The sequence below is a fragment of the Bacillus sp. TSO22 genome (assembly GCF_020223595.1).
Taxonomy (GTDB): domain Bacteria; phylum Bacillota; class Bacilli; order Bacillales; family Bacillaceae; genus Bacillus; species Bacillus inaquosorum.
Window position 1 is genome coordinate 206103 of sequence record NZ_JAHAWO010000011.1, and the last position, 26233, is coordinate 232335.

Sequence of the window (26233 nt, forward strand, 5' to 3'; positions counted from 1 at the left end):
CATGAGTCATTTTAAAAACTATCAAATCAGTCATGACATTTTACGAGCATTAGAAGGACTGGGATATACAGAACCGACCAAGGTGCAGCAGAGCGTGATCCCCGCTGCCCTTGAACGAAAAGATCTTGTCGTCAAATCACAGACGGGAAGCGGGAAAACGGCTTCGTTCGGGATTCCTCTCTGTGAGCTGGCGGATTGGGATGAAAACAAGCCGCAGGCGCTTATTTTAACACCGACCCGTGAGCTGGCGGTGCAAGTAAAAGAGGATATCACGAACATCGGGAGATTTAAACGAATCAAAGCAACAGCCGTGTTTGGAAAATCATCCTTTGAAAAACAAAAAGCTGAGCTTAAACAAAAAAGCCACATTGTTGTCGGCACGCCGGGACGTGTCTTGGATCATATCGAAAAGGGCACGCTGCCGTTAGACCGTCTTTCCTATTTAGTCATTGATGAAGCGGATGAGATGCTGAATATGGGCTTTATCGAGCAGGTGGAGGCGATTATCAAGCATCTTCCGGTTGAGCGCACGACGATGCTGTTTTCAGCTACGCTGCCGGAGGATATCGAGAAGCTGAGCCGTCAATATATGCAAAATCCCGAGCATATCGAAATCAAAGCGGCCGGCTTAACCACCAGAAATATTGAACATGCGGTGATTCAAGTACGAGAAGAGAATAAGTTTCCTTTGCTGAAAGATGTGCTGATGACCGAGAATCCCGATAGCTGTATCATTTTCTGCCGGACGAAAGAGCATGTCAATCATCTGACCGATGAATTGGATGACTTAGGGTATCCATGCGATAAAATTCACGGCGGAATGATTCAGGAAGACCGGTTCGACGTCATGAATGAATTTAAACGGGGCGAGTATCGGTACCTAGTCGCGACAGATGTCGCCGCGCGCGGGATTGATATTGAAAATATCTCCCTTGTCATCAACTATGATCTGCCGCTTGAAAAGGAAAGCTACGTCCACCGCACGGGCCGGACGGGGCGTGCAGGAAACAAAGGAAAGGCCATTTCGTTTGTCACGGCCTTCGAAAAACGGTTTTTAGCCGACATTGAAGAATATATCGGGTTTGCAATTCAAAAAATAGAAGCCCCTTCTCAAGAGGAAGTGGCAAAGAAGAAACCTGATTTTCTAGCTAAATTGAATGACCGGCCGGAAACCAAAAAGGACAAAAGCGAAGAGCTGAATAAAGACATTATGAAGCTGTATTTTAACGGCGGAAAGAAGAAGAAAATCAGAGCCGTTGATTTTGTAGGAACGATTGCCAAAATTGATGGTGTGTCAGCTGATGATATCGGCATTATCACGATCATGGATAACGCCTCTTACGTGGAGATTTTAAACGGAAAAGGCCCTCATGTTCTCAAAGCGATGAAGAACACAACTGTCAAAGGGAAAAAGCTCAAGGTGAATAAAGCGAATAAATGATGAATGACCTGCTCCCAGTTAAAGGGGCAGGTCATTTTGCTGCTGGCTGACATCGGCGCTGGTCTCCTCCGGAACAAAGGCAAGAATCACAATACCAATTACAAACAAAATGATCAGACTGAACACCGCAGTCGAGGATTTCCCGGTCAGCTGGGCGGTAACGGCAATGAGCAGAGGCCCCATAATTGAGGCGAATTTTCCGAAAATGTTGTAAAAACCGAAGAATTCATTAGCGTGGCGCTTTGGCACAAGCTTGGCGAAATAGGAACGGCTTAGGGCTTGAATACCGCCTTGCGAGGTGGCGACAAGCATAGCCAGTAGCCAGAAATCAAGCGTTGTCTCCATAAAATAGGCATACACGCAGACGATCATATAAATGACGATCCCGACGTACAGCATTGTCTTCCCCGTGAAGCGTTCTGCCAGTTTTCCGTATACAATCGAGAACGGCGCGGCGACGACCTGGGTGACAAACAGGATGATCAGGAGGCTTGTGGGGCTGATCCCTAAATCAGATCCATAGGATGTCGACATCGTAATAATGGTGCCGACTCCGTCGATATAAAAGAAATAAGCAAGCAAAAAGAGGAACAGCGCCCGGTACTGCCTAATCCGCTTCATCGTTTGGCCGAGCCGCTTAAAGCTGTTGATGACGATATGAGGTTCTCTTTTGATGTAATAGCGCTGATGGACATGCTTCAGCATCGGGATGGTAAACAGCCCCCACCAGGCAGCCGTTATGAAAAAGGACAATTGGCTTGCGGTAGATACAGACATCGGAATCGTCTCTGCTTGTGCAAGCAGGATGACAGCAATGCTGATGATAAATGGAATCGTGCTTCCAATGTATCCTAAGCCAAAACCCCGTGCAGAGACGAGATTCATCCGTTTTTCTGAAGTGACGTCAACGAGAAAGGCATCATAAAACACATTGGCGCCAGAAAAACCGATAGCCGATATCGTATAAAACAGCAACAATAGCAGCCAATGTTCACTCGGGATAAAGGCAAGCATCGCGGTACTGGCGACACCGGCTGACACAAAGAAACAGAAGAACCGTTTTTTGCATCCTTCATAGTCGGCGATCGTGCCTAAAATCGGCCCGAGCATGGCGAGAATAAACGTTGAAATCGCAATGGTATAGCCCAAATAGGCAGTCGATTGGGCAGCGCTGACACCGCTTTCCACAACCGCTGATTTATAAAATAACGGAAACACCGCAGTGGTCACCACAATCGAATAAGCAGAATTTGCCCAGTCATATAAAACCCAGCTGTTTTCTTGTTTCGTAAAACGTTTCATCATCAGAGCCCCTCTCCGGTAACGATACTTCTATTGTACGAGAAATAGGCCTGAAAAGAATGGAATTGTCGTCATTTTTTACAAAATGTTTATGTTTTTGCCCTTCAAATCATACTTTTGATTTATTGTTGGGCGTAGGTTTATCTGGTACCATTTAACTATATTTTATCGTATTTTCCAGAAGAGGTTCAGCAGAGAGGAGACAGAGCATGAGGCGAATAGGCTTGTGTATAAGCCTGCTGGTCACAGTTCTTGCGATGAGCGCATGCGAAAGTGAAGGTGAGGCTCAGACGTTTGCAGATCGTGATCAAAAGATGGTAAAACAAACCGCAGCCAAACCGATGAGCAATAAGAAAAAGCAGGACTTCCAAGCCCTCCCGAGTGATAGGCAGCTGGCCGTTGTATTCAGTTCCATGATACACGTAAGCGAAGCATTTGATTATGGAATCGGCAATCCTGAATACTTCGTCCGGAGCAGCATGACTGAAGAAGAGGCAGACATTGCGAAGGAGAACCTTGAATCGATTCAACTCGAAAACAAACCGCTCAAAAAACAAAACAGCGAGGCCTTTGCTTTGCTTCAAAAAACCCGCAATCATGAAAAGAGCCGCAACGACATTCAGCAGCTAAAAGAAAATAGAGGCGCCTTTTTTGAGATCACAGACAGTATGATCAAACTCATCAGCCAAGTCACACCGAAAAACGCGAAGAAGACAAGACAGCAGCTGGATCAGCTGAAAAAACAATATACGCAATACAGCGCCGAAAGCGTCAACATCATGAACAGCATTGTTAAGAAGCAGGGAGCTGACAAAGAATCATTTGAACGCCATCTGGAGGCGCTGCTTCAAAAACAGCCCGGGCAGCCGGTGCTGAGTGAATTATATTGAACTGCTCCCCGCTCTTTCCCTGATGATATTGACCTAGTACAAAAAGAATGTACAATCAAGGTGTAGTCTGTTCTTAGTTGATTGGAGGGACATGTCATGAAAATTGCGAAGGTGATCAACAATAACGTGATCAGCGTGGTCAATGAGCAGGGAAAAGAATTGGTCATCATGGGCAGGGGGCTCGCGTTCCAGAAAAAGTCCGGCGATGATGTCGATGAAGCCCGCATTGAGAAGGTGTTTACGCTCGATAACAAGGATGTATCAGAAAAATTCAAAACCCTTTTGTATGATATACCGATCGAGTGTATGGAAGTATCCGAAGAGATTATCAGCTATGCGAAACTCCGGCTCGGCAAAAAGCTCAATGACAGCATCTATGTGTCGCTGACTGATCATATTAACTTTGCTATCCAGCGCAATCAGAAAGGGCTTGATATCAAAAACGCCTTGCTGTGGGAAACAAAGCGGCTGTATAAAGACGAATTTGCGATCGGCAAAGAAGCACTGGAAATGGTAAAAAACAAGACTGGCGTGTCTCTGCCGGAGGATGAAGCAGGCTTTATTGCCCTGCATATCGTAAATGCCGAGCTGAACGAAGAGATGCCCAATATCATCAACATTACAAAAGTCATGCAAGAGATTTTGAGTATCGTAAAATACCATTTTAAGATTGATTTCAACGAAGAATCTCTTCACTATTATCGGTTTGTCACCCACTTAAAGTTTTTCGCGCAGCGTCTTTTTAACGGTACACACATGGAAAGCCAGGACGATTTTTTGCTGGAGACGGTGAAAGAAAAGTACCATCGCGCGTATGAATGCACGAAGAAAATCCAAAACTACATTGAGCGGGAGTATGAACACAAGCTCACCAGTGACGAGCTGCTGTATTTAACGATTCACATAGAAAGGATCGTCAAACAAACATAATGAAAGCGTTGACATTTTTATTTTCTTGTGTTAATTTTTTCTTACATTCAACATACGGTGATATTAGGATTGTTACTGATAAGCAGGCAAAACCTAAATTACAATGAGTGCGGATGATCTCTGTCTGTGCTGATGGTAATTTAGGTTTTTATTTTTTTCAGAGGGATGGTGATGACGGCGTTTTACAGAAAAAACCGAATGAGGGTGTTTCATAGGATTGTTACTGGTCAGGCAGGCAAAACCTAAACTACTTGTTCCTATTGCGATAGGGGTAGTTTAGGTTTTTTATTTTTTAGCAGAAGGGATGAGAGGAAAATGGGGATTCAAGCAGCGGCAAAAAATATACTACAGCTGGTTGGCGGGGAAGAAAATGTGCGTTCCCTTGTACATTGTGCGACACGCCTGCGTTTTACACTAAACGACCGATCGAAAGCAGATAAAGATAAAATCGAAGCTTTGGATGAAGTCGTAACTGTAGTGGAAAGCGGAGGACAGTTTCAAGTCGTGATCGGCAATCACGTTTCAGAGGTGTATCAAGAGATTGGAAGAATGTCTCATCTGCTGAATGATGACCGAGCTGAACGTTCTGCCCAGAAAGGAAATCTGTTCGGACGGCTTGTTGATATCGTATCGAGCATTTTTACACCCTTACTTGGCGTGATGGCAGGAGCGGGAATTTTAAAGGGCCTGCTGATGATATGTACAAATGCCGGCTGGCTCAAACCAGAGGAAACCACTTATACGATACTGTATGCCGCTGCGGACAGCCTGTTTTATTTTCTTCCGCTCTTGCTGGCTATTACCGCTGCCCGAAAGTTTGGCGCGAATCTATTTGTTTCTGTCACAGTTGCCGGGGCGCTTATCTATCCAACGATCATTGAGCTGAAGAACGGCAATGCGGAAACGGACTTTTTCGGGATTCCAGTCGTGTTAATGAACTATACATCAACTGTGATCCCGATCATTCTGGCGATTTTTGTGATGAGTTATGTTGAGAAGTATTTGAACCGGGTGATTCATGATAGTGTGAAAACCTTTATCACCCCGCTGATTTGTCTGGTAACCATTGTACCGCTCACATTAATTGTCTTCGGCCCGATTGGGGTAAACGCGGGAAATGCCATCGCGTCTGCGATTCTGGCCATCTTCAGCTTTAACCCGATTCTGGCCGGCGCTGTGATCGCTGCACTTTGGCAGATCCTTGTCATCTTTGGCATCCACTGGGGGATTGTGCCGGTCATTTTAAATAACATTGCGGTCAATGGACAGGATTCGATTAAACCGGCTACAGCGGCAGCTGTATTTGCACAAACGGGAGCTGCTGTGGGTGTCATGCTGAAAACGAAAAACAAAAAATTAAAGGCGCTGGCCGGTTCCGCTGCTGTCACAGGGATTTTTGGCATTACAGAACCGGCCGTTTACGGCGTCACGCTCAGGCTGAAAAAACCTTTTGTATGCGGTGTCATGAGTGCGGCCGTTGGCGGGGCGATTATCGGGCAGGCTCACAGCGTCGCCATCGCTTCAGGCGCACCTGGTCTATTGACGATCCCGATTTTCTACGGACAGGGCTTTGCCGGTTTTATCTTGGGAATCTCGGTATCTTTTATTCTATCAATCATCCTAACGTATATTGTCGGGTTTGAAGACCCTGTAGAACAAACAGATATCAAAACAGAGCCATCTGCACCCGCAGTCCGCCGTGAAGAGATCAGCAGCCCCTTAGAAGGAAAAGTGGTTCCGCTAACAGAAGTGAAGGATAAAGTGTTTGCATCGGAGACACTCGGAAAGGGAATAGCGATTTTGCCGGTGAAAGGCAGACTCGTTGCGCCAGCGGATGGCGTGATATCAACCGTTTTTCCGACTGGCCATGCATTTGGAATGGTGACTGATCAGGAAACAGAAATCCTCATTCACCTCGGATTTGATACGGTGAAGCTGGAGGGTAAGCACTTTTATCCTAAGGTCGTACAGGGACAAACCGTCAAACAAGGAGACTTGCTTGCTGAATTTGACCTGGATGACTTACTAAAGGCGGGATTTGACATGAACACGCCGATCGTCATCACAAACGCAGATCAATATACCGACGTCATTCAAACAGATCAAAAGCAAGTCAAAATAGAAGAAAGAATCTTTTCTTTAATCTAAAACCATTGGAGGAACAGACAATGAACTATAAAACACTTGCAGCATTTCCGGAGAATTTTTTGTGGGGAGCATCAACTTCTGCCTATCAAGTGGAAGGCGCGTGGAACGAAGATGGAAAAGGGCCGTCAGTGATTGACGCACGCGACAGCTATCCTGAGGGAACAACTGATTTTAAAGTCGCCAGCGACCATTACCATCGTTATAAAGAAGACGTTGCGCTGTTTGCTGAAATGGGCTTTAAAGCATACCGTTTTTCCATTGCATGGACGCGGATTATTCCTGACGGTGACGGAGACATCAATCAAAAGGGAATTGAATTTTACAGCAACCTGATTGATGAGCTGCTCAAATATAAGATCGAACCGATTGTTACGATGTATCACTTTGATCTGCCGAATGCCCTGCAGAAAAAAGGCGGCTGGTCGCAAAGAGCCACAATTGATGCGTTTGAACGGTATTCCAAGGTGTTGTTTGAGCACTTCGGTGACCGCGTCAAGTACTGGCTGACCATCAACGAACAAAACATGATGATCCTTCACGGCAGCGCTTTAGGCACACTTGACCCGATTCTCAAAAACCCGAAAAAAGAGCTGTATCAGCAAAACCATCACATGCTGGTGGCGCAGGCAAAAGCCATGAACCTCTGCCACGACATGCTGCCGGAAGCCAAAATCGGCCCTGCTCCGAATATCGCGCTCATCTACCCAGCGTCTTCAAAACCGGAGGATATTGTGGCGGCTTTCAACTATAATGCGATTCGGAACTGGCTCTATTTAGACATGGCAGTTCATGGGCGCTACAATACAACGGCGTGGGCTTATATGAAAGAAAAAGGCTATACGCCAGTCATTGAAAATGGTGACATGGAGCTTCTGCAATCTGCGAAACCTGATTTTATCGCCTTTAACTACTACACCTCTCAAACAGCGGCAGCGAGCAAAGGCGACGGATCGGATGAAGTGGCACGCGGAGGAGACCAGCATTTGAAAACGGGAGAAGACGGTGTCTACCGCGGCAGCAGCAACCCGCATTTGAAGAAAAATGACTTCGGCTGGGAGATTGACCCGGTTGGTTTCCGATCCACGCTGAGAGAAATCTATGACCGTTACCAGCTGCCATTGATCATCACAGAAAACGGGCTTGGCGCTTTCGATCAATTAGAAGAAAATGATACGGTCAATGACGATTACCGCATTGATTATTTAAAACAGCACATCGAACAAATTCAATGGGCCATCACAGACGGTGTCGATGTGTTCGGCTACTCTCCATGGTCAGCCATTGACTTGATTTCTACGCATCAGGGCTGCTCGAAACGCTACGGCTTCATTTACGTCAACCGTGATGAATTTGATCTGAAGGATCTGCGCCGAATCCGCAAGAAAAGCTTTTATTGGTATAAAGAGGTGATTGCTTCAAACGGTGAAGTGTTGAAGGGGAGTTAAAAATATAAAAATTATGAACATAGATTCATAAATGTCTTCCATGTACAACTCCGAAGACCAAGTATTTGATACTTCATCTGCACTTGACGAATAACCCTGACGACATTTTTTCTTCGGCCTTCGTCAGATCGAACACGGATCACATGGATTTTGTCTGGAAACAGTCATTACGATGACCGCTTGCATCCGTTTAATTTTGGGCAGAATTCCTTCCTTTTCATAAAACCGCTGCGTTGAAGAAGGAATACCAAACATGTTCTTTACTTTTTGAATTTGATACATCTCATTACCTTCATTTTGTTAAAGTTGGGTCTAAGTATCCAAAGGCGCAAAGCCAAATTAATTATTCAATCTAAAAGTGATAGTTACAGGATTCTAGGATTCGTTATTATCATTATTATGACCGATGTTCCCTTTTAAAAGAATCATGTAAGATCAACATAGAAAACGCTTTCAATGAAAGGGGAATGCCAATATGCCTTATCTGAAACGAGTGTTGTTGCTTTTTGTCACTGGATTGTTTATGAGTTTGTCTGCAATCACTTCTACTGCCTCGGCTCAAACAGGCGGATCGTTTTTTGACCCTTTTAACAGCTATAACTCCGGTTTATGGCAAAAAGCAAATGGTTATTCAAATGGAAATATGTTCAACTGCACTTGGCGTGCAAATAACGTATCCATGACGTCATTAGGTGAAATGCGTTTGGCGCTAACAAGTCCATCTTATAACAAGTTTGACTGCGGGGAAAACCGGTCTGTTCAAGCATATGGCTATGGACTTTATGAAGTCAGAATGAAACCAGCTAAAAACACAGGGATCGTTTCATCGTTCTTCACATACACAGGCCCAACGGATGGAACTCCTTGGGATGAGATTGATATTGAATTTTTAGGAAAAGACACAACAAAGGTTCAATTTAACTATTACACAAATGGTGTAGGAAACCATGAGAAGATAGTGGATCTCGGATTTGATGCGGCTAATGCCTATCATACGTATGCGTTCGATTGGCAGCCAAACTCTATTAAATGGTATGTCGATGGGCAATTAAAACATACTGCGACAAGCCAAATTCCGACAACACCAGGAAAGATCATGATGAACCTGTGGAATGGTACGGGTGTCGATGAATGGCTCGGTTCCTACAATGGTGTAACACCGCTATACGCTCATTACGACTGGGTGCGTTATACAAAAAAATAATGTCAAATGTGATAAGAGCCTGCTGCCTCAATATAGCCAGGCTCTTATGATTGTAGTGAGAAGTTGTTGGCATGAATATCTTCTATTCACTCAAAATATCCAATGTGATATATATATTTTGATCTTAGGTTTTCGGATGATACAGAACAAAAGGATTTCCGCCAGCGGAAATCCTTTTCTTATTAAAACGAGATAATCCCAATCAAGAGCGCTGCAATCGTCATGACAATCGTTGTCCCCACGGCCCATTTAATGGTGAATTTTTGATGGTCGCCAAAGCTGACGCCTGCCATTCCGACCAATAGATAGGTGGAAGGCACAAGCGGGCTGAGCAAATGCACGGGCTGACCCAGCAAGGAGGCCCTTCCGATTTCAGCGGCGTCTATTCCGTAAGTGGAAGCGGCTTCTGCAATGATGGGAAGGACACCGAAGTAAAAGGCGTCATTCGACATAAAAAAGGTGAATGGCATGCTGACAATGGCAGTGATCAAAGGCAGGTGCGGGCCCATGGCATCAGGGATGAGTGAAACGAGAGAATGTGCCATCGCATCGACCATTTTTGTGCCGGAGAGAATGCCTGTGAAAATACCAGCCGCAAACACCATGGACACAACGTTTAACGCATTTCCCGCATGCGCCGAGATCCGTTTCTGCTGCTCTTTGACATTTGGATAGTTGACCATCAAGGCGATGGCGAACGCGATCATAAAAAGAACAGGGATCGGAAGCAGGCTGGTGATCAGAGCGGCCATCAGAGCGATAGTCAGCAGCAGGTTAAACCATTGGAGAGCGGGACGCTTGAGCGGCGCTGCATCCGGATCGGAGGACGGCGCGTGTTCAATCGAAATGACGCCTAGCCGCTTTCGCTCTTTCTTTCCGAGGATATAAGCAACGGCGATCACCCAGAGAACGCCGGCGATCATAGCGGGAATCAGCGGCGTGAAGACCTCCGACGTGTCCAATTTTAAGGAAGCCAAAACCCTCGCTGTCGGCCCGCCCCACGGAATAATGTTCATGACCCCAGAACCGAGCATTGCAATTCCCGCTAATACCAAACGGTTCATGCCGAGCCGTTTGTAAAGAGGCAGCATCGCCGCAATGGTAATCATATAGGTTGTTGTCCCATCCCCGTCCAGCGAAATGGTCATCGTCAGAACCGCGGTGCCGACGGCGATTTTTAACGGATCTCTTTTGACAAGTGATAGGATTTTAGCAATGAGAGGATCGAACAAACCTGAGTCAATCATAATGCCGAAATAAAGGATGGCGAATAACAGCATGATGCCGGTAGGAGCGAGGTCTGTTACGCCCTGAATCATCATCTCGCCAAGATCTTTGCCAAATCCACTGATCAGGGCAAACACAACAGGAACAACAATCAACGCAATAAGAGCAGAAAGCCGGTTAGACATAATAAGGTACATAAAGACAATCATCATCACAAACCCGAGTATGGCAAGCACGATATGACCTCCCCCATTTAACAGCATATTATCAGTAAGCGCTTCCACATTTTCTTTTTGAGAAGAAGGCTTATTTCAAATGTGTATGACCTCATCCTGATATGTAGACCTAAAATCCTATTGAGCGGATTAGCAGTTTATATGAAGAATGCCACGGGTAAATGTGCTGTAGAATGTTTCGTTTTAAAAAGGGGGAACAGACATGAGTGATGATCAAAACAAACGTGTAAATGAACACTCAAAGGACGAGCAGCTTGAGCAGTACAGGGTCGATAACGGCGGGAAGAAAATGACGACAAACCAAGGTTTGCGGGTGTCAGAGGATGAGCACTCGTTAAAAGCCGGGGTTCGCGGCCCGACGCTGATGGAGGATTTTCACTTCCGGGAGAAAATGACGCACTTTGACCATGAGAGGATTCCGGAGCGTGTTGTGCATGCGCGCGGGTATGGCGTGCATGGCTTTTTTCAGGTTTACGAGCCGATGACCGAGTATACACGGGCCAAATTTCTTCAGGACCCTTCAGTGAAGACACCTGTATTTGTCCGGTTTTCAACTGTTGCGGGTTCTAAAGGCTCCGCAGACACAGTGCGGGACGCCAGAGGCTTTGCGACGAAATTTTATACTGAAGAAGGAAACTATGATCTTGTAGGAAATAACATCCCGGTGTTTTTCATTCAGGATGCGATCAAATTTCCGGATTTGGTTCACGCGTTTAAGCCTGAACCTCACAATGAAATGCCTCAGGCCGCGACCGCTCATGATACGTTTTGGGATTTTGTCGCCAATAACCCTGAGTCGGCTCACATGGTGATGTGGACGATGTCTGACAGAGGTATTCCTCGCAGCTACAGAATGATGGAAGGCTTCGGCGTTCACACGTTCCGATTTGTCAATGAACAAGGAAAGGCGCGTTTTGTGAAATTCCACTGGAAGCCAGTGCTCGGCGTGCATTCTCTCGTATGGGATGAAGCGCAGAAAATTGCCGGGAAAGATCCTGATTTCCACCGCCGCGACCTGTGGGAAACGATTGAAAACGGCGACACGGTTGAATATGAGCTCGGCGTGCAGATGATTGATGAAGAAGATGAATTCAAATTTGATTTTGATATCCTTGATCCGACCAAGCTGTGGCCGGAAGAGCTTGTACCGGTGAAGATCATTGGGAAAATGACGCTGAACCGTAACCAGGATAATGTGTTTGCGGAAACGGAACAAGTCGCATTCCACCCGGGAAATGTCGTGCCGGGCATCGATTTTACCAATGACCCGCTATTGCAGGGACGGCTTTTCTCTTATACCGACACACAGCTCATCCGTCTTGGCGGCCCGAACTTCCATGAGATTCCGATTAACCGGCCGGTATGTCCGTTCCATAACAATCAATATGACGGCTATCACCGGATGACGATCAATAAGGGGCCGGTCGCTTATCATAAAAACTCTCTGCAAAACAATGACCCGTCGCCAGCGACAGCCGAAGAAGGCGGCTACGTCCACTATCAGGAGAAAGTCGAGGGCAAAAAAATCCGCCAGCGGAGCGACAGCTTCAACAATTATTACTCACAGGCGAAGCTGTTCTGGAACAGTATGTCTCCTGTCGAGAAACAGCACATCATCTCTGCCTTCTGCTTTGAGGTCGGGAAGGTCAAAAGCAAGGACGTGCAGCGGCAAGTCGTTGACGTCTTCAGCAATGTGGATGCAGGCTTAGCAGAAGAAATCGCCAAAGGAGTAGGCGTGGCGGCGCCGGCAAAACGGAAAGCATCTAAAGAAATTCTAACCTCACCTGCGTTAAGCCAAGCCCGTACAGTGAAAACAGCGTCAACGAGAAAAGTCGCTGTTCTCGCCGGAAACGGATTTCATGAAAATGAGCTGCAAACAGTGCTGGACGCTTTAAAGCAAGAAGGGATCACAGCGGATATCATCAGCCAAACGCTTGGGTACATCACAAGCGGCACCGGACAGCAGCTTGAGGCCGGCGGCACGTTCCTGACGGCTGATTCTGTTCTGTATGATGCCGTCTATGCCGCAGGAGGACCGGAGCTCAAAGACAACAAACAAGCGATGGCGTTTATCAGAGAAGCATACAACCACTATAAGGCGATCGGTACAGCGAACGAAGGAATTGATCTTCTTCAATCAGCTGTCGGGACAACAGAGGGGCCGGGCATCGTGACTGCGAAAGGTGAAGCGGACTACACCGCCTTCAGCAAGGCGTTTATCGAGGCCGTCGCCGCACACCGCCATTGGGATAGACGAATTTGATCCGCTCCTGTATCTTAAAGGAAGATACTTTTCATAAGGAGCATGACAAATGAACGAAAAACAACTCGCTGAAGCTTACGAACGCGATGAAAATATGATGATTTTGGTGTTTGCCCAATGGTGCGTGAACCATGATCTTGATCCGGTGGAGCTGTACGCCAAAGCATATCCGCAGCAAAAGCTGAATGAAAGCTTGAAAAAAACCATGGACGAACTGGTCGTGCCCAAACACGAATCAGAACACATTCCGGATCAGACCGTCATTGCGGTGTTAGAGATGTTTGGAAATACAGATTTGGCACAAGCGGTTCACGAAGCAATTGCTGAGCGTAAACAATAAAAAAAGAGACATATTGTGTCTCTTTTTTTATTAGAAAAATCGAGCTATTAGACCTAGAAACTTCTTTTCACTTCCATCAGTCTATAAAAGTGTACCTTGCAGAAAAAAGGGAATAATAAGCAATGCACATCAAAGGAGGAGATCGTATGAAATGGAATAACATGCTGAAAGCCGCGGGGATTGCAGTTTTGCTTTTTGCTGTATTTGCATATGCGGCCCCATCATCAAAAGCAGCTCAAGAGAAAACACCGACTGTCAGCAGCCATACGTACAAAAAGATCAAGGAATTAAAGTATCCACAGGTGCATCACATCGGAAATGCCGCGTTTGAAAAGAAAATCAATCAAGAGCTGAAAGCCTACATTGAACAATCGTATCAGGAATACCTGAAAAACAAAAAAGCAGGCGAACAGCAGGGCTTCAAAGCGGAATATCAAACATCCTTCAGTGTCAAATACAATGCGGCGGGCAAGCTAAGCATTCAAACACTCAATTATATTTATTCAGGCGGCGCCCATGGTTTAACGTCTGTTCAGTCCTTCAACTATGACTTGAAAGCACAAAAGCGGGTGACACTGAATCAGATTCTGAATACCAAAACAAAAATCAGCAAAACGAAAGACTACCTATACAGCTATATCAAAAAACATGACACGCTGTTTTTCCCTGACGTAAAGAAAGAGGATATTATCCTTAACCAAGACACAACGTTTTACTTTACGAAAAACGGGATCGCCATCGTCTTCGGCCAGTATGACTTGGGACCTTATGCAGCCGGAATCCGTGATGTGCAGGTGCCTTCCTCTATTTATCAATAATCAAAAGAGCCATATCCGCAAAAGGGATATGGCTCAATGTTTCTACCACACAAACAGGCCGACAATCGCAGCACTTAGTAAAGATACCGCAATTCCGCTGACGAGCAATTTCCACACGTTTTTCCCGATGACCGTTGACTTTTCGCCGTCAAGGATCGAGTTGTACGTACCATAAATCATGCCGACTGTACTGAAGTTGGCAAATGACGTCAGGAATGTCGTCGCCACCGCAACTGTGTGAGGCGGAAGTGATTTGAGATTTTCTTTCAAGTCAAGCATCGCAACAAACTCGTTCGTTGCCAATTTCATTCCCATCAGCTGAGCGACATACATCGCATCGTGTACCGGCAGCCCAAGCAGGAATGCGAAAGGACTGAAGAGATAAGCAAAAATCGTCTGGATGGTCAGGCCGTGCACGAATACACCAAGAATGCCATTGACTGCTGACGTTAATGCAACATATCCGATCACCATTGCCAAAATAACGATAACCATGTTCATGCCGACAAGCATACTGTTAGAAATCGTAGAGAAAAAGTCTTTCTTCTCTTCTTTAGGCGGTGTATAGATGATATCTTCATCTTCCGGCACGTGAACAGGGTTCAGCAGGTTTGCGATAATCAGCGCGTTTAAGCAGTTCAAAGGAATCGCTGTAAATACGTATGTCGCCGGCACCATTGACAGGTAAGATCCAATAATGGAGCCGCTGATGCTGCTCATGCTCATTAAGCCGAATGTAAGCAGGCGGTTGTTATTTAATACCGTAAGCTGCTGGCGGATGACCGCAAGTGCTTCCGTATTTCCCAAGAACATCATTTGAATAGAGAAAAAGCTTTCTAATTTCGGCAAGCGGGAAGCCTTTGAAATCACCCATCCGATTTTATCAATCAGCCAAGGCAAAATGCCGAAATATGTTAAAATATCAAAGAATGTGACGATAAAGATAATTGGAAGAAGTGCACTAAAGAAAAAATCTACTGTTTCATTCGCCATGACAGACGGGAAGGCAAACGCGATACCGTCACTGGCGCAAGCAATCAGCCAAGTGAAGAAATCACCAATTTTACCGATGGCCCAGCTCCCGACTTTTGTTCCCAGCATAAACCAAGTAATCAGCAATTCCAGAACAATTAACGTAATGATCGGGCGCCACTTGATTTTCTTTTTCTGCGGAGAACATAGGAATACAACTGCCATAATCACAATGAGACCGACAAGGTTTAATAAAAAGTACATGATAGCAACTCCTATGAGGTTTATTATGGAAACAAAAAAAGCTCTTATCCTTCACAAATTCTGGAAGTGCAGAAAGTGTGAAAAATAAGAGCAAACAGAAAAGAACTTGTCCTTTTCAACTCGTTCAAATTTATTCAAACTTTCTTGTAGTCTAGTTTTTTACGGTTACTAGGTAGAAACAATCAGACCATATTACTGATCATATACAAGAATGTCTATTTTCTAAGTTGATAGCAGTATTTTATCCTTTCAATTTTTGAAAATCAACCTTTTTAACTATTTTCACAATAATAAAATTTATATTTTGAATTTGAGAAAATAAAGGAAAAACATGTTGGATTGCTATGTTGATATGATTTTGATGAGGCAACAGCATTGCAGCGCTGTTTTTTCTTCTATATATGGTTTCAGCTCCTAGAGGTTTGTTGTATGATGTACATGGGGAAACCCCATACAGCAAAAAAGGGAGTTTTTTTCATGATTATCCAATTCATTCGTTATAGATAATGACAGGTATAGACAATCTGCCAGACCTGGCCAATTTTTGTGAAAGGCTCAGGTTTATTTGTCTATGCCTTTTTCATTTCTCTAAAAATGAATGAATGAGGTGTTTTTTATCATGAAACGAACAGCTGATGTCAGCAAATTCGCACCCATGTTTCGATGCCCGCTCTGCGGCTCTTCCATGGATGCGGCTTCAGGAAAAAGTTTGATTTGTACAGAACGAGGGCACACATTTGATAGATCTCGGCACGGATATGTGAACTTCCTGACGAAGCCGGTCAAAACCGGTTACGATGCCGGGCTTTTTGAGGCTAGGAGCAGGCTGATTGGGGAATGCCGGTTTTTTGAACCGCTCCATCATGCAATGGCAGATCTCATCAGTCACCTCAAATCTGGTGAAGAAGCTTTCACCATCTTGGACAGCGGATGCGGTGAGGGATCTCATTTGAATTCGCTTTGCGGCTTTGATTATGCAGGGAAAACAGCGATGGGAGCAGGCATCGATCTTTCAAAGGATGGGATTGTAAAAGCTTCTAAGACATTAAAAGATCAAATGTGGGCGGTTGCCGATGTGGCGTGTGCCCCCTTTCATGACCGCCAATTTGATGTTGTCCTGTCTATTTTTTCGCCGTCCAATTATGCAGAGTTTCATAGATTGCTGAAGGATGACGGCATGCTCATTAAAGTAGTGCCGCGAAAAGATTATTTAATAGAATTAAGGCAATTTTTATATACTGATTCACCAAGGCGTACGTATTCCAATACGGCAGCTGTTGAGCGTTTTACAGCGAATGTTGAACGCAGCCAACAAGCGAGGCTGCGCTATGTCAAAACGCTTAACCGGCAAGCGATACATTGGCTGCTCCAGATGACGCCGCTCGCCTGGTCGGCGCCGAAAGACCGAGTCAGCCTGCTGAAAGAGATGAAATCAGCCGATATCACGGTTGATGTCGATATCCTAATAGGAATGAAATGATGGCAGAGGAAAGCTCCGAAAAAAGGAGCTTTCCTTTTTTAATCGGAATAGTTGGCCCGCGCTTCTCGTACATATGGAAAGGGGACGGAAACAGCCGATGCGGAGAGTTTTTGTAAACGCTTTCTAGTCCATGGAAATGGGGGATGCTTGTGGAACTGATCATTATTCTATTGGCGTTAGGTTTGCTGATGTTTACGGCGTATCGGGGATTTTCTGTCATATTGTTTGCGCCGATTTGCGCGTTATTCGCGGTGCTGCTGACTGATCCAAGCCATGTGCTTCCTTTTTTCTCATCGATTTTTATGGAAAAGATGGCGGGTTTTATTAAGCTGTATTTTCCGGTATTTTTGCTCGGTGCGATTTTTGGAAAGGTCGTCGAAATGTCAGGGCTCGCGGCATCGATTGCGAAAACGATTGTCAGGCTTGTCGGGGCAAAAAGAGCGATACTTGCAATTGTGCTGATGGGCGCTATCTTGACGTACAGCGGCGTCAGCCTGTTTGTTGTGGTGTTTGCCGTATATCCGTTTGCGAAAAATCTGTTCCGAGAAGCAAACATACCGAAACGCCTTATCCCGGGAACGATTGCTTTAGGGGCTTTTACGTTTACGATGGACGCACTTCCGGGGACGCCGCAAATTCAAAATGTCATCCCGACGACGTTTTTCAAAACAGACATTTATGCCGCTCCTTGGCTTGGCCTGATCGGCGCAGTGATTGTGCTGGCAGCGGGCATGCTCTATTTGGAATCGAGGCGGAAAAAAGCGCAGGCATCCGGCGAAGGCTATGGCGGTTTTGATTCGGAGGATTCAGCCGCTCTCGAAAAGTCTGAGTTCGCGGCAGAACCTGACAAAAGCCCGGTGCAGCATGCGCTTGCCTTTGTCCCGCTTATACTCGTAGGTGCAATGAATAAATGTTTCACCATATACCTTCCAAAGTGGTATCCGAATGGATTTGATTTTTCGTCGATCGGATTAAAGGAGTTCGGAAAGCTTGATATTTCTTCAGCCGCTGCCATTTGGTCGGTGGAGCTTGCTCTGGTAATTGGCATCATCACAACGATTTTATTTGATTGGAGAAGAGTGTTTGCCCAAATGAAGGAGGGGCTGAATGAAGGGATCGGCGGCGCCTTGCTGGCATCTATGAATACGGGTGCCGAGTATGGTTTCGGCGGCGTTATCGCCGCACTGCCGGGGTTTCACAAGCTGAGCAGCGGAATTTCGCACACCTTTACCGACCCGCTTGTAAACGGGGCTGTCACGACAACAGCGCTGGCGGGAATCACCGGGTCGGCATCAGGCGGTATGGGCATTGCGTTAAGCGCGATGTCGGATCAATATTTGCAGGCGATTCAGGCTTACAACATTCCGCCGGAAGTGATGCATCGGGTCATTTCGATGGCATCAGGCGGTATGGATACGCTGCCGCATAATGGTGCTGTCATCACGCTTCTGGCCGTGACGGGACTGACTCACCGGCAATCGTATCGGGATATTTTTGCGATCACGCTCATCAAAACGGCTGCCGTATTTGCTGTGATCGCGATTTACAGCCTGACGGGTCTAGTGTAGGAGAAAACGAAAGGGGCATCAATATGGGAAAAGTGCTGTCATCTAGTAAGGAAGCTGCGGAACTGATTCATGATGGTGATACGCTGATCGCAGGAGGATTCGGGCTGTGCGGCATTCCTGAACAGCTCATTTTGGCGATAAGAGACAAGGGAGCAAAGGATTTAACCGTTGTCAGCAACAATTGCGGAGTCGATGATTGGGGGCTTGGTTTGCTTTTGGCTAACAGGCAAATCAAGAAAATGATCGCATCCTATGTCGGTGAAAATAAAATTTTTGAGCGGCAGTTTTTAAGCGGAGAGCTTGAGGTCGAGCTTGTTCCCCAAGGAACGCTCGCCGAGAGAATTCGCGCAGGCGGCGCGGGCATACCGGGATTTTACACGGCGACAGGCGTCGGCACCTCAATAGCCGAGGGAAAAGAACATAAAACATTCGGCGGCCGGACGTATGTGCTGGAGCGAGGCATCACCGGCGATGTGGCGATCGTTAAAGCGTGGAAAGCGGACACTATGGGCAATTTGGTTTTTCGGAAAACGGCGAGAAATTTCAATCCCGTTGCCGCCATGGCAGGCAAGATCACGATTGCCGAGGCGGAAGAAATTGTGGAAGCGGGAGAGCTCGATCCAGATCACATCCACATACCGGGAATTTACGTACAGCATGTGGTGCTTGGCGAAAGCCATGAAAAACGGATTGAAAAACGAACAGTTCGGCAAGCGGCGGGAAAGGGTGAGGCGAAATGAAGGAAGCGAGAAAACGAATGGTCAAACGGGCTGTACAAGAAATTAAGGATGGCATGAACGTCAATCTTGGGATTGGAATGCCGACGCTTGTCGCAAATGAGATACCCGATGGCGTTCACGTCATGCTTCAGTCAGAAAACGGTTTGCTCGGAATCGGCCCCTATCCTGTGGAAGGAGCGGTAGACGCGGACTTGATCAATGCGGGAAAGGAAACGATCACAGAAGTGACGGGCGCCTCCTATTTTGACAGCGCTGAGTCATTCGCAATGATAAGAGGCGGGCATATCGATTTGGCTATCCTTGGCGGCATGGAGGTTTCTGAGCAGGGCGATTTGGCCAATTGGATGATCCCCGGGAAAATGGTCAAAGGGATGGGCGGCGCCATGGATCTCGTCAACGGGGCGAAACGGATCGTTGTCATCATGGAGCATGTCAATAAACATGGCGAGTCAAAGGTGAAACAAGCTTGCACCCTTCCGCTGACAGGCCAGAAAGTCGTGCACAGGCTGATTACGGATTTGGCTGTGTTTGATTTTGATAACGGCCGCATGACACTGACTGAGCTTCAGGAAGGCGTCACAATTGAAGAGGTTTATGAAAAAACAGAAGCTAATTTCGCTGTAAGCCAGTCTGTGCTCAAACAAAATTCTTAACGGGAAGGTGTTTGACATGAACAAACAAGTCGCATTGGTGACAGGGGCAGCCGGCGGAATCGGATTCGAAATCGCAAGGGAATTCGCCCGTGAAGGCGCCAGCGTCATCGTTTCGGATCTCCATCAGGAAGCGTGTGAAAAGGCCGCCTCCAAGCTTGCCGAAGAAGGCTTTGACGCAGAAGCCGTTCCGTGTGATGTGACAAAGGAAGCGCAAGTCGCTGATACGGTGAACACCATCCAGAAACGATACGGCCGCTTGGATATTTTGGTGAACAATGCCGGTATTCAGCACGTCGCCCCGATTGAAGAGTTTCCCACAGAAACCTTTGAGCAGCTGATCAAGGTCATGCTGACGGCGCCCTTCATTGCGATGAAGCATGTTTTTCCGCTCATGAAAAAACAGCAGTTTGGCAGAATCATTAATATCGCGTCTGTTAATGGTTTAGTCGGCTTTGCGGGGAAATCCGCTTATAATAGCGCCAAGCACGGCGTCATTGGGCTGACAAAGGTCGGGGCGCTGGAAGGCGCGCCCCACGGCATTACAGTCAACGCGCTCTGTCCGGGTTATGTCGATACTCAGCTTGTCCGCAATCAGCTGAGCGATCTTTCGAAAACAAGAAATGTCCCTTACGACTCCGTACTTGAACAGGTCATTTTTCCGCTGGTCCCGCAAAAACGACTGCTTTCCGTCAAGGAAATCGCGGATTATGCGGTGTTTTTGGCAAGCGGGAAAGCGAAGGGCGTCACCGGGCAGGCTGTCGTCCTTGATGGGGGCTACACCGCTCAATGACATAAAAAAACACACTTGCTCCGTTAGGGAATCAAGTGTGTTTTTTTGCTTATTTCCAAACATCGTTAGCGATCTCAACCACATGGCGGAGCTTCGCCCATTGCTGTTCTTCAGTCAGCTTGTTGCCTTCCTCAGTTGAAGCGAATCCGCATTGAGGGCTGAGACAAAGCTGGTCTAAGCTCACATAACGGGACGCTTCTTCGATACGGCGTTTCACGTCGTCCGGATGTTCAAGCTCACCGAATTTAGATGTGACTAAGCCAAGGACAAGCTGAAGATCAGAGCGCTTTACATAACGGAGCGGTTCAAATCCGCCTGAGCGTGAATCATCATACTCTAAGAAAAGGCCGTCCAGGTTCAAGCCGTCAAAAATGGTTTCGGCTGCTGCGTCATAGCCGCCTTCTGCTGTCCAAGTGGACTGGAAGTTGCCGCGGCAAATATGCATGGTTACCGTCAGGTCATCAGGACGGTCTGCAATCGCGTCGTTAATCGATTTCGCAAACAGCTGGCGAAGCTCGTCAGGCGTTGTTCCGAACGCCTCGATTTGTTTTAAGCCTTTTTCAGATAAGAAAACAGCCCATGCCGTATCATCAAGCTGGAGGTAGCGGCAGCCTCTGTCATAAAACGCTTGAATCGCTTTTTTATATGCTTTGGATACATCGTGCTGGAAAAGTTGATAGTCTTTTTTGTACGCATCCTTTTCCAGTTTTCCGCGGAAAAACAGCATATTCGGGCTTGGAATCGTCATCTTTGGCGTCGCGTCACCGGCAATGCTATGGAGAAATGAGTAATCTTCAAGCATTGGGTGAGTTGAAAAGTCGATATCACCTGTGACTTTAATGCCGCGTGCTTTTGTCTGTACGTTATGGAATTGAATGCCCTGCTCAGGAGTAAACGGCTCAACGCCATCCAGGTTTTCCAGGAAATCAAAATGCCACCACGCTCTGCGGAATTCACCGTCTGTCACGACGTTCAAGCCGGTTTCCTTTTGTTTTTCCACAATGCGGATGATTTCATCGTTTTCGATCTGGCGAAGCTGCTCAGCCGTAATCTCGCCGGCCGCTTTTTGCAGCCGCGCTTTTTTGACGGGCTCTGATCTCAGCAGGCTTCCGACTTGATCCGCGCGATACGGCGGTTTTTTTCTTTGAAGTGATTTTTGTTCTGCGGGTGTTGTTTGTTGTGACATGTTGTCCATTCCTTCTTTCCATTCGAATATAAAAAAGCTCTTCCTTTGGATAAGGAAGAGCTTGCGTGACAATCTCAACCTTATCTTCAAGAGCAATCATTGCTCTAAAGGATTTAGCACCATTCTGTTAAACAGCGGTTGCCGGGTATCGCAGGGCCAGTCCCTCCACCTCTCTTGATAAGGAAAACCTTTTTATGAAATTTTCTGATAGTACCTATTATTCACACATTTTCTGTTTCTGTCAATGATAGATTATCTCCACACATCGTTGGCGATGTCGACGACATGGCGCAGCTTTGCCCATTGCTGCTCCTCTGTCAAAAGATTGCCTTCTTCTGTAGAGGCAAAACCGCACTGCGGGCTGAGGCACAGCTGATCCAGGCTGACAAAACGCGCAGCTTCATTGATTCGGCGTTTCACATCATCAGGATTTTCGAGCTCGCCGTATTTCGATGTGATCAAGCCAAGCACAATTTGCAGATCCTTGCGTTTCACGAAACGGAGCGGATCAAAATTTCCAGAGCGGTCATCATCGTATTCCAAGAACAGCCCGTCCAGGTTTAAGCCGTCCAAAATCGTTTCCGCTACAGCGTCGTAGCCTCCTGATGCCGCCCAAGTCGAACGGAAGTTGCCGCGGCAAATGTGCATCGTGATTGCTAAATCATCAGGGCGGTCTGCCACTGCATCGTTAATCGTTTTGGCAAACAAGGCAGGCAATGTTTCTGGATCGCCGCCGAGCGCCCGGACAACCTCTCTGCCTTTTTCCTCAAAGAAAAGAGACCATGACGTATCATCAAGCTGAAGATAGCGGCATCCAGCGTCATAAAAGGCTTTAATTGCTTTTTTGTACGCTTGGGCCAGATCATGAAAGTATTCCTCTTGGTCGTCATAAATCCCTTTATCCGCCTTTTCACCGAAAAACAGCATATTCGGGCTCGGAATCGTCAGCTTTGGTGTCGCGTCGCCGGCAATCTCATGTAAAAATTGATAATCGGCAAGCGCTGGGTGGCTCGTAAAATCAAGTTTTCCCGTCACTTTGATGCTGCGTGCTTTTGTTTTCGCGTTATGGAACTGAATCCCTTCAGCCGGGATGAACGGTTCCACTCCGTCAAGCCCTTCCAGGAAATCGTAATGCCACCAAGAACGGCGGAATTCTCCGTCTGTTACCACATCGAGACCGATTTCTTTTTGTTTTTCCACAATGCGGGTGATTTCTTGATTTTCAATATCACGAAGCTGTTCCGCCGTGATCTCGCCGGCCGCTTTCTTCTGCCGGGCTTCTTTTACCGGAGCGGAGCGCAGTAAACTGCCGACATGATCGGCGCGGAAAGGAGCTTTGTGTTGTTGTACTGTTTTTTGTCCTGCGGCATTTGTTTGTTGAGCCATGTCATTCGCCTCTTTTCTGAAATGTGTTAAGCATAAAAAAGCTCTTCCTTTGTGTAAGGAAGAGCTTGAACGATCAAATCTCCGCCTCATCTGCAAGAACGCAATGTTCTAAAGGATTTAGCACCATTCTGTTTGAAACAGCGGTTGCCGGGTATCATAGGGCCAGTCCCTCCACCTCTCTTGATAAGGTATGTCTTCGTATTCAGATTTCAATTATCTTAATATTATTACTTTTGGCTCAATTGTCAATGCTTTTTAGAAAATACTTTCATCTTCATCGTCATATAATACCATATCCAGCACGATAGCGATGGCCGTGCAGATCAGCACATCTTCCTCGTTTGCAATCTGCAAGTGATAGGAATCACCCCAGCTCAGCCACTTCTTGCTCACCGACATCCGGACATTCTTTCCGTCCGTCAGCTGGAATTCATCCTTCCACAAGTCACCGTCAATTTCCCAGTTGAGCTTAGAAATTTCAAATTTTGGTTTGAAAAATGATAGTTTCTTCGTCACCTCACAAACTGTTTCCCCGCCAATTGAAATCACATATCGCGGCAATAAAGACATTACTTTTTGTTCTATGGAAACGAGTGTTTTTCCGGATGAATCTGTCATTTGCAGCGAGTCCCCTAACGAAAAGAACCGCCCCTCGACCTTGAATGTCTCCTGTTCATCCCGGTCATAAATGTGAAATGCATCTTTAAACGAGAACATTTTTTGTTTCATAAATAATTCGATCATTGCTGAAGTCTCCTTTTGATTTGCCTTGTAAGAGATTACGGAAAGGGGGGCAAAAAGGTTTCAAGTTCCAAATCTAGTAACCAGAAACGCGCTGGCCGTTTTTTACGAGTAATTAATGTTTCTAAATTAAAGAAAGGCTGCATCGTTCAGCAGCCTTTCTTTTGAAATATAGTATTAGGAAAGATGCATCCGGCGTTTTTGGCGGATCGCGTCAAGGTCGATTAGGTTGTTGTGATGAGGTGCGGCTGCTGGAAGAGGGCTTGTCTTTTGCGGTTTGCGGCGATTGTCCTTGCTGAAAGAAAAAAGAAGATAGCCGCATAATGCGATGATAATAAAAAGGATCATTTTACATTCCTCCCAAAAAAAGTTTTGGTATTCTCTATTGTACGGATAAAATGTTAAAAAGTATTCAAAAAATTCTAAATTGGTTAAAAATAAATTACTGCCCCTCAAAAACAGTCTAACCTGATAACCTGAAAATAGTCTTGCAAATTGGTGATTGTTCATGTTGGTGATTGGTTCTATAGTTACTATCGACGATAAAATGAATTCCTTTATATAACTTTTAACCTAAATTTACGTAATTCCAATTACCTGTTTTTGGGTGCTGTTTTCTTGCTTGTTAGGTTTATACCCTATTTTTCGGAATCAAACACAAAAAACCCAAATTACGGAGCATTTGGGCGGTACGGGGGAATGCAGATTGTGGTTTTGGGGATTTGGATGTCTTATCAGAAGAAGCGTTTGAACATTTTTCTGATCTTTTGAAACGGGCTCGATTTCTTTTGCATTTTAAGCGGCCGGATCGTGATCCATTTTTTAAATAGGCTCTTTTTTGCAGCAATTGCATGTTTTGTCATTGTTTTTCCTCCTCATGTGTTGATACTTGTTTTACGGAGGACGTATTCAAAATGTTTCGTTTTTACGCAAAAAAACCAGCCCTTTTTTGGACTGGCTTTTGGCATTACGCCTGTTCTTCAAACAGCTTTGCAATCTCAACGATGACGTTTACGGCTTTGACCATGTTATCAGCTGAGATGTATTCGAACTTTCCGTGGAAGTTTTCCCCGCCGGTAAAGATGTTTGGCGTCGGGAGTCCCATGTAAGACAGCTGGGATCCGTCCGTGCCGCCGCGGATTGGAGAAATCTTCGGTTCGATGCCGAGGTTTTTCATCGCTTGCTCGGCAATGTTGACGATTTCGATGACAGGTTCGATTTTCTCTCTCATGTTGTAGTATTGATCGTTCATATCAAGCTGAATCCGGTCTTGCCCGTATTCGTTTTGAAGTTCTTCAACGACTCGCTTCATTGTTTCTTTTCTGCTTTGGAAGTTTTCTTTGTCAAAGTCTCTGATAATGTAGTGGAGTTTTGTTTCCTCTACATCTCCTTGAATCGACAGCAGGTGGTAGAAGCCTTCGTAGCCTTCTGTATATTCAGGCGCTTCGTCTGCCGGCAGCAGGCTGTTCAGCTTCATTGCGATTTTTGCAGAGTTGATCATTTTCCCTTTTGCCGTGCCGGGATGTACGTTGTTGCCTTTGATCGTGATTTTTGCGGCAGCGGCATTGAAGCTTTCGTATTCAAGCTCGCCGAGCGGACCGCCGTCAACTGTGTAGGCAAAGGACGCATTGAATCGTTTCACATCAAATTTGTGCGGGCCTCTCCCGATTTCTTCATCAGGCGTAAAGGCGACTCTGATTGTGCCGTGCTTGATTTCAGGGTGTTTGATGAGGTAATCCATGGCTGTCATGATTTCGGCAATGCCGGCTTTATTGTCTGCGCCGAGAAGGGTTGTGCCGTCTGTGGTGATGAGTGTGTGGCCCTTATAGCCGGACAGCTCAGGGAATTGATCAGGCGACAGGATGACCTGTAGCTGTTCATTGAGAACGATGTCTTTTCCATCGTAGCTTTCTACGATTTGGGGATTCACGTTTTTGCCGGTAAAGTCGGTGGCGGTGTCGACGTGGGCGAGAAAGCCGATTGTCGGCACGTCTTTTTCAGTATTGGAGGGAAGAGTCGCCATGACATAGCCGTTTTCATCAATGGCTGCGTCCTGCATGCCAATTGATTTCAATTCATCAACGAGCATGTTTCCTAACGTCAATTGGCCGGGTGTGGAAGGGCAGGTGTCGACGGATTCATCGGACTGTGTGTCGACCTTTACGTATGTAGTAAACCGTTCAATGATTTCTTCTTTCATTTCCAATCA

At 46.1% G+C, this 26233-nt stretch carries 24 protein-coding genes and 3 riboswitches; of the genes, 14 read left to right on the top strand and 10 right to left on the bottom strand.

Annotation, left to right across the window (positions count from 1 at the left end):
- The first annotated feature begins 1 nt into the window (after position 1).
- Positions 2-1441 (top strand): ATP-dependent RNA helicase DbpA, encoded by a 1440-nt coding sequence (gene dbpA / locus KHQ79_RS13390; RefSeq protein WP_225515560.1) that lies wholly within the window; start codon positions 2-4, stop codon positions 1439-1441.
- A gap of 18 nt (positions 1442-1459) precedes the next feature.
- On the opposite strand, the gene KHQ79_RS13395 is transcribed toward dbpA, so the two are convergent.
- Positions 1460-2746, bottom strand: a complete 1287-nt coding sequence (locus KHQ79_RS13395) for an MFS transporter (protein ID WP_225515562.1) — start codon at positions 2744-2746, stop codon at positions 1460-1462.
- Positions 2747-2952: 206 nt separating this feature from the next.
- Here KHQ79_RS13395 and KHQ79_RS13400 point away from each other — a divergent pair, with 206 nt between their 5' ends.
- The 4 genes from KHQ79_RS13400 (at position 2953) to KHQ79_RS13415 (ending at position 8156) form a co-directional block, all read left to right on the top strand.
- Complete coding sequence (locus tag KHQ79_RS13400) at positions 2953-3633, top strand: hypothetical protein (protein ID WP_225515564.1); 681 nt, start codon at positions 2953-2955, stop codon at positions 3631-3633.
- 96 nt (positions 3634-3729) lie between these two features.
- Positions 3730-4563 (top strand): transcriptional antiterminator LicT, encoded by an 834-nt coding sequence (gene licT / locus KHQ79_RS13405; protein ID WP_044454766.1) that lies wholly within the window; start codon positions 3730-3732, stop codon positions 4561-4563.
- 315 nt (positions 4564-4878) lie between these two features.
- Complete coding sequence (locus tag KHQ79_RS13410; protein WP_225515566.1) at positions 4879-6711, top strand: beta-glucoside-specific PTS transporter subunit IIABC; 1833 nt, start codon at positions 4879-4881, stop codon at positions 6709-6711.
- 20 nt (positions 6712-6731) lie between these two features.
- The gene (locus KHQ79_RS13415; protein WP_225515568.1) at positions 6732-8156 is read left to right on the top strand and encodes a glycoside hydrolase family 1 protein; all 1425 of its coding nucleotides are present in this window, start codon (positions 6732-6734) and stop codon (positions 8154-8156) included.
- Between the two features lie 123 nt (positions 8157-8279).
- On the opposite strand, the gene KHQ79_RS13420 is transcribed toward KHQ79_RS13415, so the two are convergent.
- Entirely contained in the window at positions 8280-8438 is a 159-nt protein-coding gene (locus KHQ79_RS13420) for a MerR family transcriptional regulator (RefSeq protein ID WP_225515569.1), read from the bottom strand.
- Positions 8439-8631: 193 nt separating this feature from the next.
- On the opposite strand from KHQ79_RS13420, the gene bglS reads away from it, so the two are divergent.
- Positions 8632-9360 (top strand): beta-glucanase, encoded by a 729-nt coding sequence (gene bglS, locus KHQ79_RS13425; RefSeq protein WP_225515571.1) that lies wholly within the window; start codon positions 8632-8634, stop codon positions 9358-9360.
- 182 nt (positions 9361-9542) lie between these two features.
- On the opposite strand, the gene citH is transcribed toward bglS, so the two are convergent.
- A complete protein-coding gene (citH, locus tag KHQ79_RS13430; protein WP_225515573.1) occupies positions 9543-10823 on the bottom strand; it encodes a citrate transporter CitH in 1281 nt (426 codons plus the stop codon).
- 202 nt (positions 10824-11025) lie between these two features.
- On the opposite strand from citH, the gene KHQ79_RS13435 reads away from it, so the two are divergent.
- From KHQ79_RS13435 to KHQ79_RS13445, 3 genes are all read left to right on the top strand, one after another.
- Complete coding sequence (locus tag KHQ79_RS13435) at positions 11026-13086, top strand: catalase (RefSeq protein ID WP_225515575.1); 2061 nt, start codon at positions 11026-11028, stop codon at positions 13084-13086.
- A 49-nt stretch (positions 13087-13135) separates the two neighbouring features.
- A complete protein-coding gene (locus KHQ79_RS13440; protein ID WP_003236216.1) occupies positions 13136-13426 on the top strand; it encodes a hypothetical protein in 291 nt (96 codons plus the stop codon).
- A gap of 146 nt (positions 13427-13572) precedes the next feature.
- The gene (locus tag KHQ79_RS13445; protein WP_003236215.1) at positions 13573-14244 is read left to right on the top strand and encodes a DUF3298 and DUF4163 domain-containing protein; all 672 of its coding nucleotides are present in this window, start codon (positions 13573-13575) and stop codon (positions 14242-14244) included.
- A 42-nt stretch (positions 14245-14286) separates the two neighbouring features.
- On the opposite strand, the gene KHQ79_RS13450 is transcribed toward KHQ79_RS13445, so the two are convergent.
- Positions 14287-15480 (bottom strand): NupC/NupG family nucleoside CNT transporter, encoded by a 1194-nt coding sequence (locus tag KHQ79_RS13450; RefSeq protein ID WP_003236213.1) that lies wholly within the window; start codon positions 15478-15480, stop codon positions 14287-14289.
- Between the two features lie 127 nt (positions 15481-15607).
- Positions 15608-15709: riboswitch (purine riboswitch) on the bottom strand.
- 390 nt (positions 15710-16099) lie between these two features.
- Between KHQ79_RS13450 and KHQ79_RS13455 the strand changes: the two genes are divergently transcribed.
- The 5 genes from KHQ79_RS13455 (at position 16100) to KHQ79_RS13475 (ending at position 20711) form a co-directional block, all read left to right on the top strand.
- Positions 16100-16960: a putative RNA methyltransferase gene (locus KHQ79_RS13455; RefSeq protein ID WP_225515577.1), complete on the top strand. Its 861-nt coding sequence runs from the start codon at positions 16100-16102 to the stop codon at positions 16958-16960.
- Between the two features lie 149 nt (positions 16961-17109).
- Positions 17110-18528, top strand: a complete 1419-nt coding sequence (locus KHQ79_RS13460) for a GntP family permease (protein ID WP_060399825.1) — start codon at positions 17110-17112, stop codon at positions 18526-18528.
- Positions 18529-18551: 23 nt separating this feature from the next.
- Positions 18552-19268, top strand: coding sequence for a CoA transferase subunit A (locus KHQ79_RS13465; protein ID WP_225515579.1), 717 nt, complete (start codon positions 18552-18554; stop codon positions 19266-19268).
- Positions 19265-19921 carry a CoA transferase subunit B gene (locus KHQ79_RS13470; RefSeq protein ID WP_133485457.1) on the top strand — a complete coding sequence of 219 codons (657 nt, stop codon included), beginning with the start codon at positions 19265-19267 and terminating at the stop codon, positions 19919-19921. The genes KHQ79_RS13465 and KHQ79_RS13470 overlap by 4 nt, the downstream gene beginning before the upstream one ends.
- A 16-nt stretch (positions 19922-19937) precedes the next feature.
- Positions 19938-20711 carry a 3-hydroxybutyrate dehydrogenase gene (locus tag KHQ79_RS13475; protein ID WP_225515581.1) on the top strand — a complete coding sequence of 258 codons (774 nt, stop codon included), beginning with the start codon at positions 19938-19940 and terminating at the stop codon, positions 20709-20711.
- Between the two features lie 49 nt (positions 20712-20760).
- On the opposite strand, the gene KHQ79_RS13480 is transcribed toward KHQ79_RS13475, so the two are convergent.
- The 6 genes from KHQ79_RS13480 to pepT all read right to left on the bottom strand — a co-directional run bounded on the left by KHQ79_RS13480 (position 20761) and on the right by pepT (position 26224).
- Positions 20761-21897, bottom strand: a complete 1137-nt coding sequence (locus KHQ79_RS13480) for a 5-methyltetrahydropteroyltriglutamate--homocysteine S-methyltransferase (RefSeq protein WP_225515583.1) — start codon at positions 21895-21897, stop codon at positions 20761-20763.
- 77 nt (positions 21898-21974) lie between these two features.
- A riboswitch (SAM riboswitch) is annotated at positions 21975-22081 on the bottom strand.
- A gap of 68 nt (positions 22082-22149) precedes the next feature.
- Complete coding sequence (locus KHQ79_RS13485) at positions 22150-23283, bottom strand: 5-methyltetrahydropteroyltriglutamate--homocysteine S-methyltransferase (RefSeq protein WP_225515585.1); 1134 nt, start codon at positions 23281-23283, stop codon at positions 22150-22152.
- A gap of 83 nt (positions 23284-23366) precedes the next feature.
- Positions 23367-23473, bottom strand: a riboswitch (SAM riboswitch).
- Positions 23474-23538: 65 nt separating this feature from the next.
- Positions 23539-24027 carry an LURP-one-related/scramblase family protein gene (locus tag KHQ79_RS13490; RefSeq protein WP_225515586.1) on the bottom strand — a complete coding sequence of 163 codons (489 nt, stop codon included), beginning with the start codon at positions 24025-24027 and terminating at the stop codon, positions 23539-23541.
- 174 nt (positions 24028-24201) lie between these two features.
- On the bottom strand, positions 24202-24480 hold the full coding sequence (locus tag KHQ79_RS13495; protein ID WP_225515589.1) for a hypothetical protein: 279 nt from the start codon (positions 24478-24480) through the stop codon (positions 24202-24204).
- 278 nt (positions 24481-24758) lie between these two features.
- Complete coding sequence (locus KHQ79_RS22250) at positions 24759-24887, bottom strand: hypothetical protein (protein WP_003236190.1); 129 nt, start codon at positions 24885-24887, stop codon at positions 24759-24761.
- A 104-nt stretch (positions 24888-24991) separates the two neighbouring features.
- Positions 24992-26224, bottom strand: a complete 1233-nt coding sequence (pepT, locus tag KHQ79_RS13500; protein ID WP_003236188.1) for a peptidase T — start codon at positions 26222-26224, stop codon at positions 24992-24994.
- Between the last annotated feature and the right edge of the window lie 9 nt (positions 26225-26233).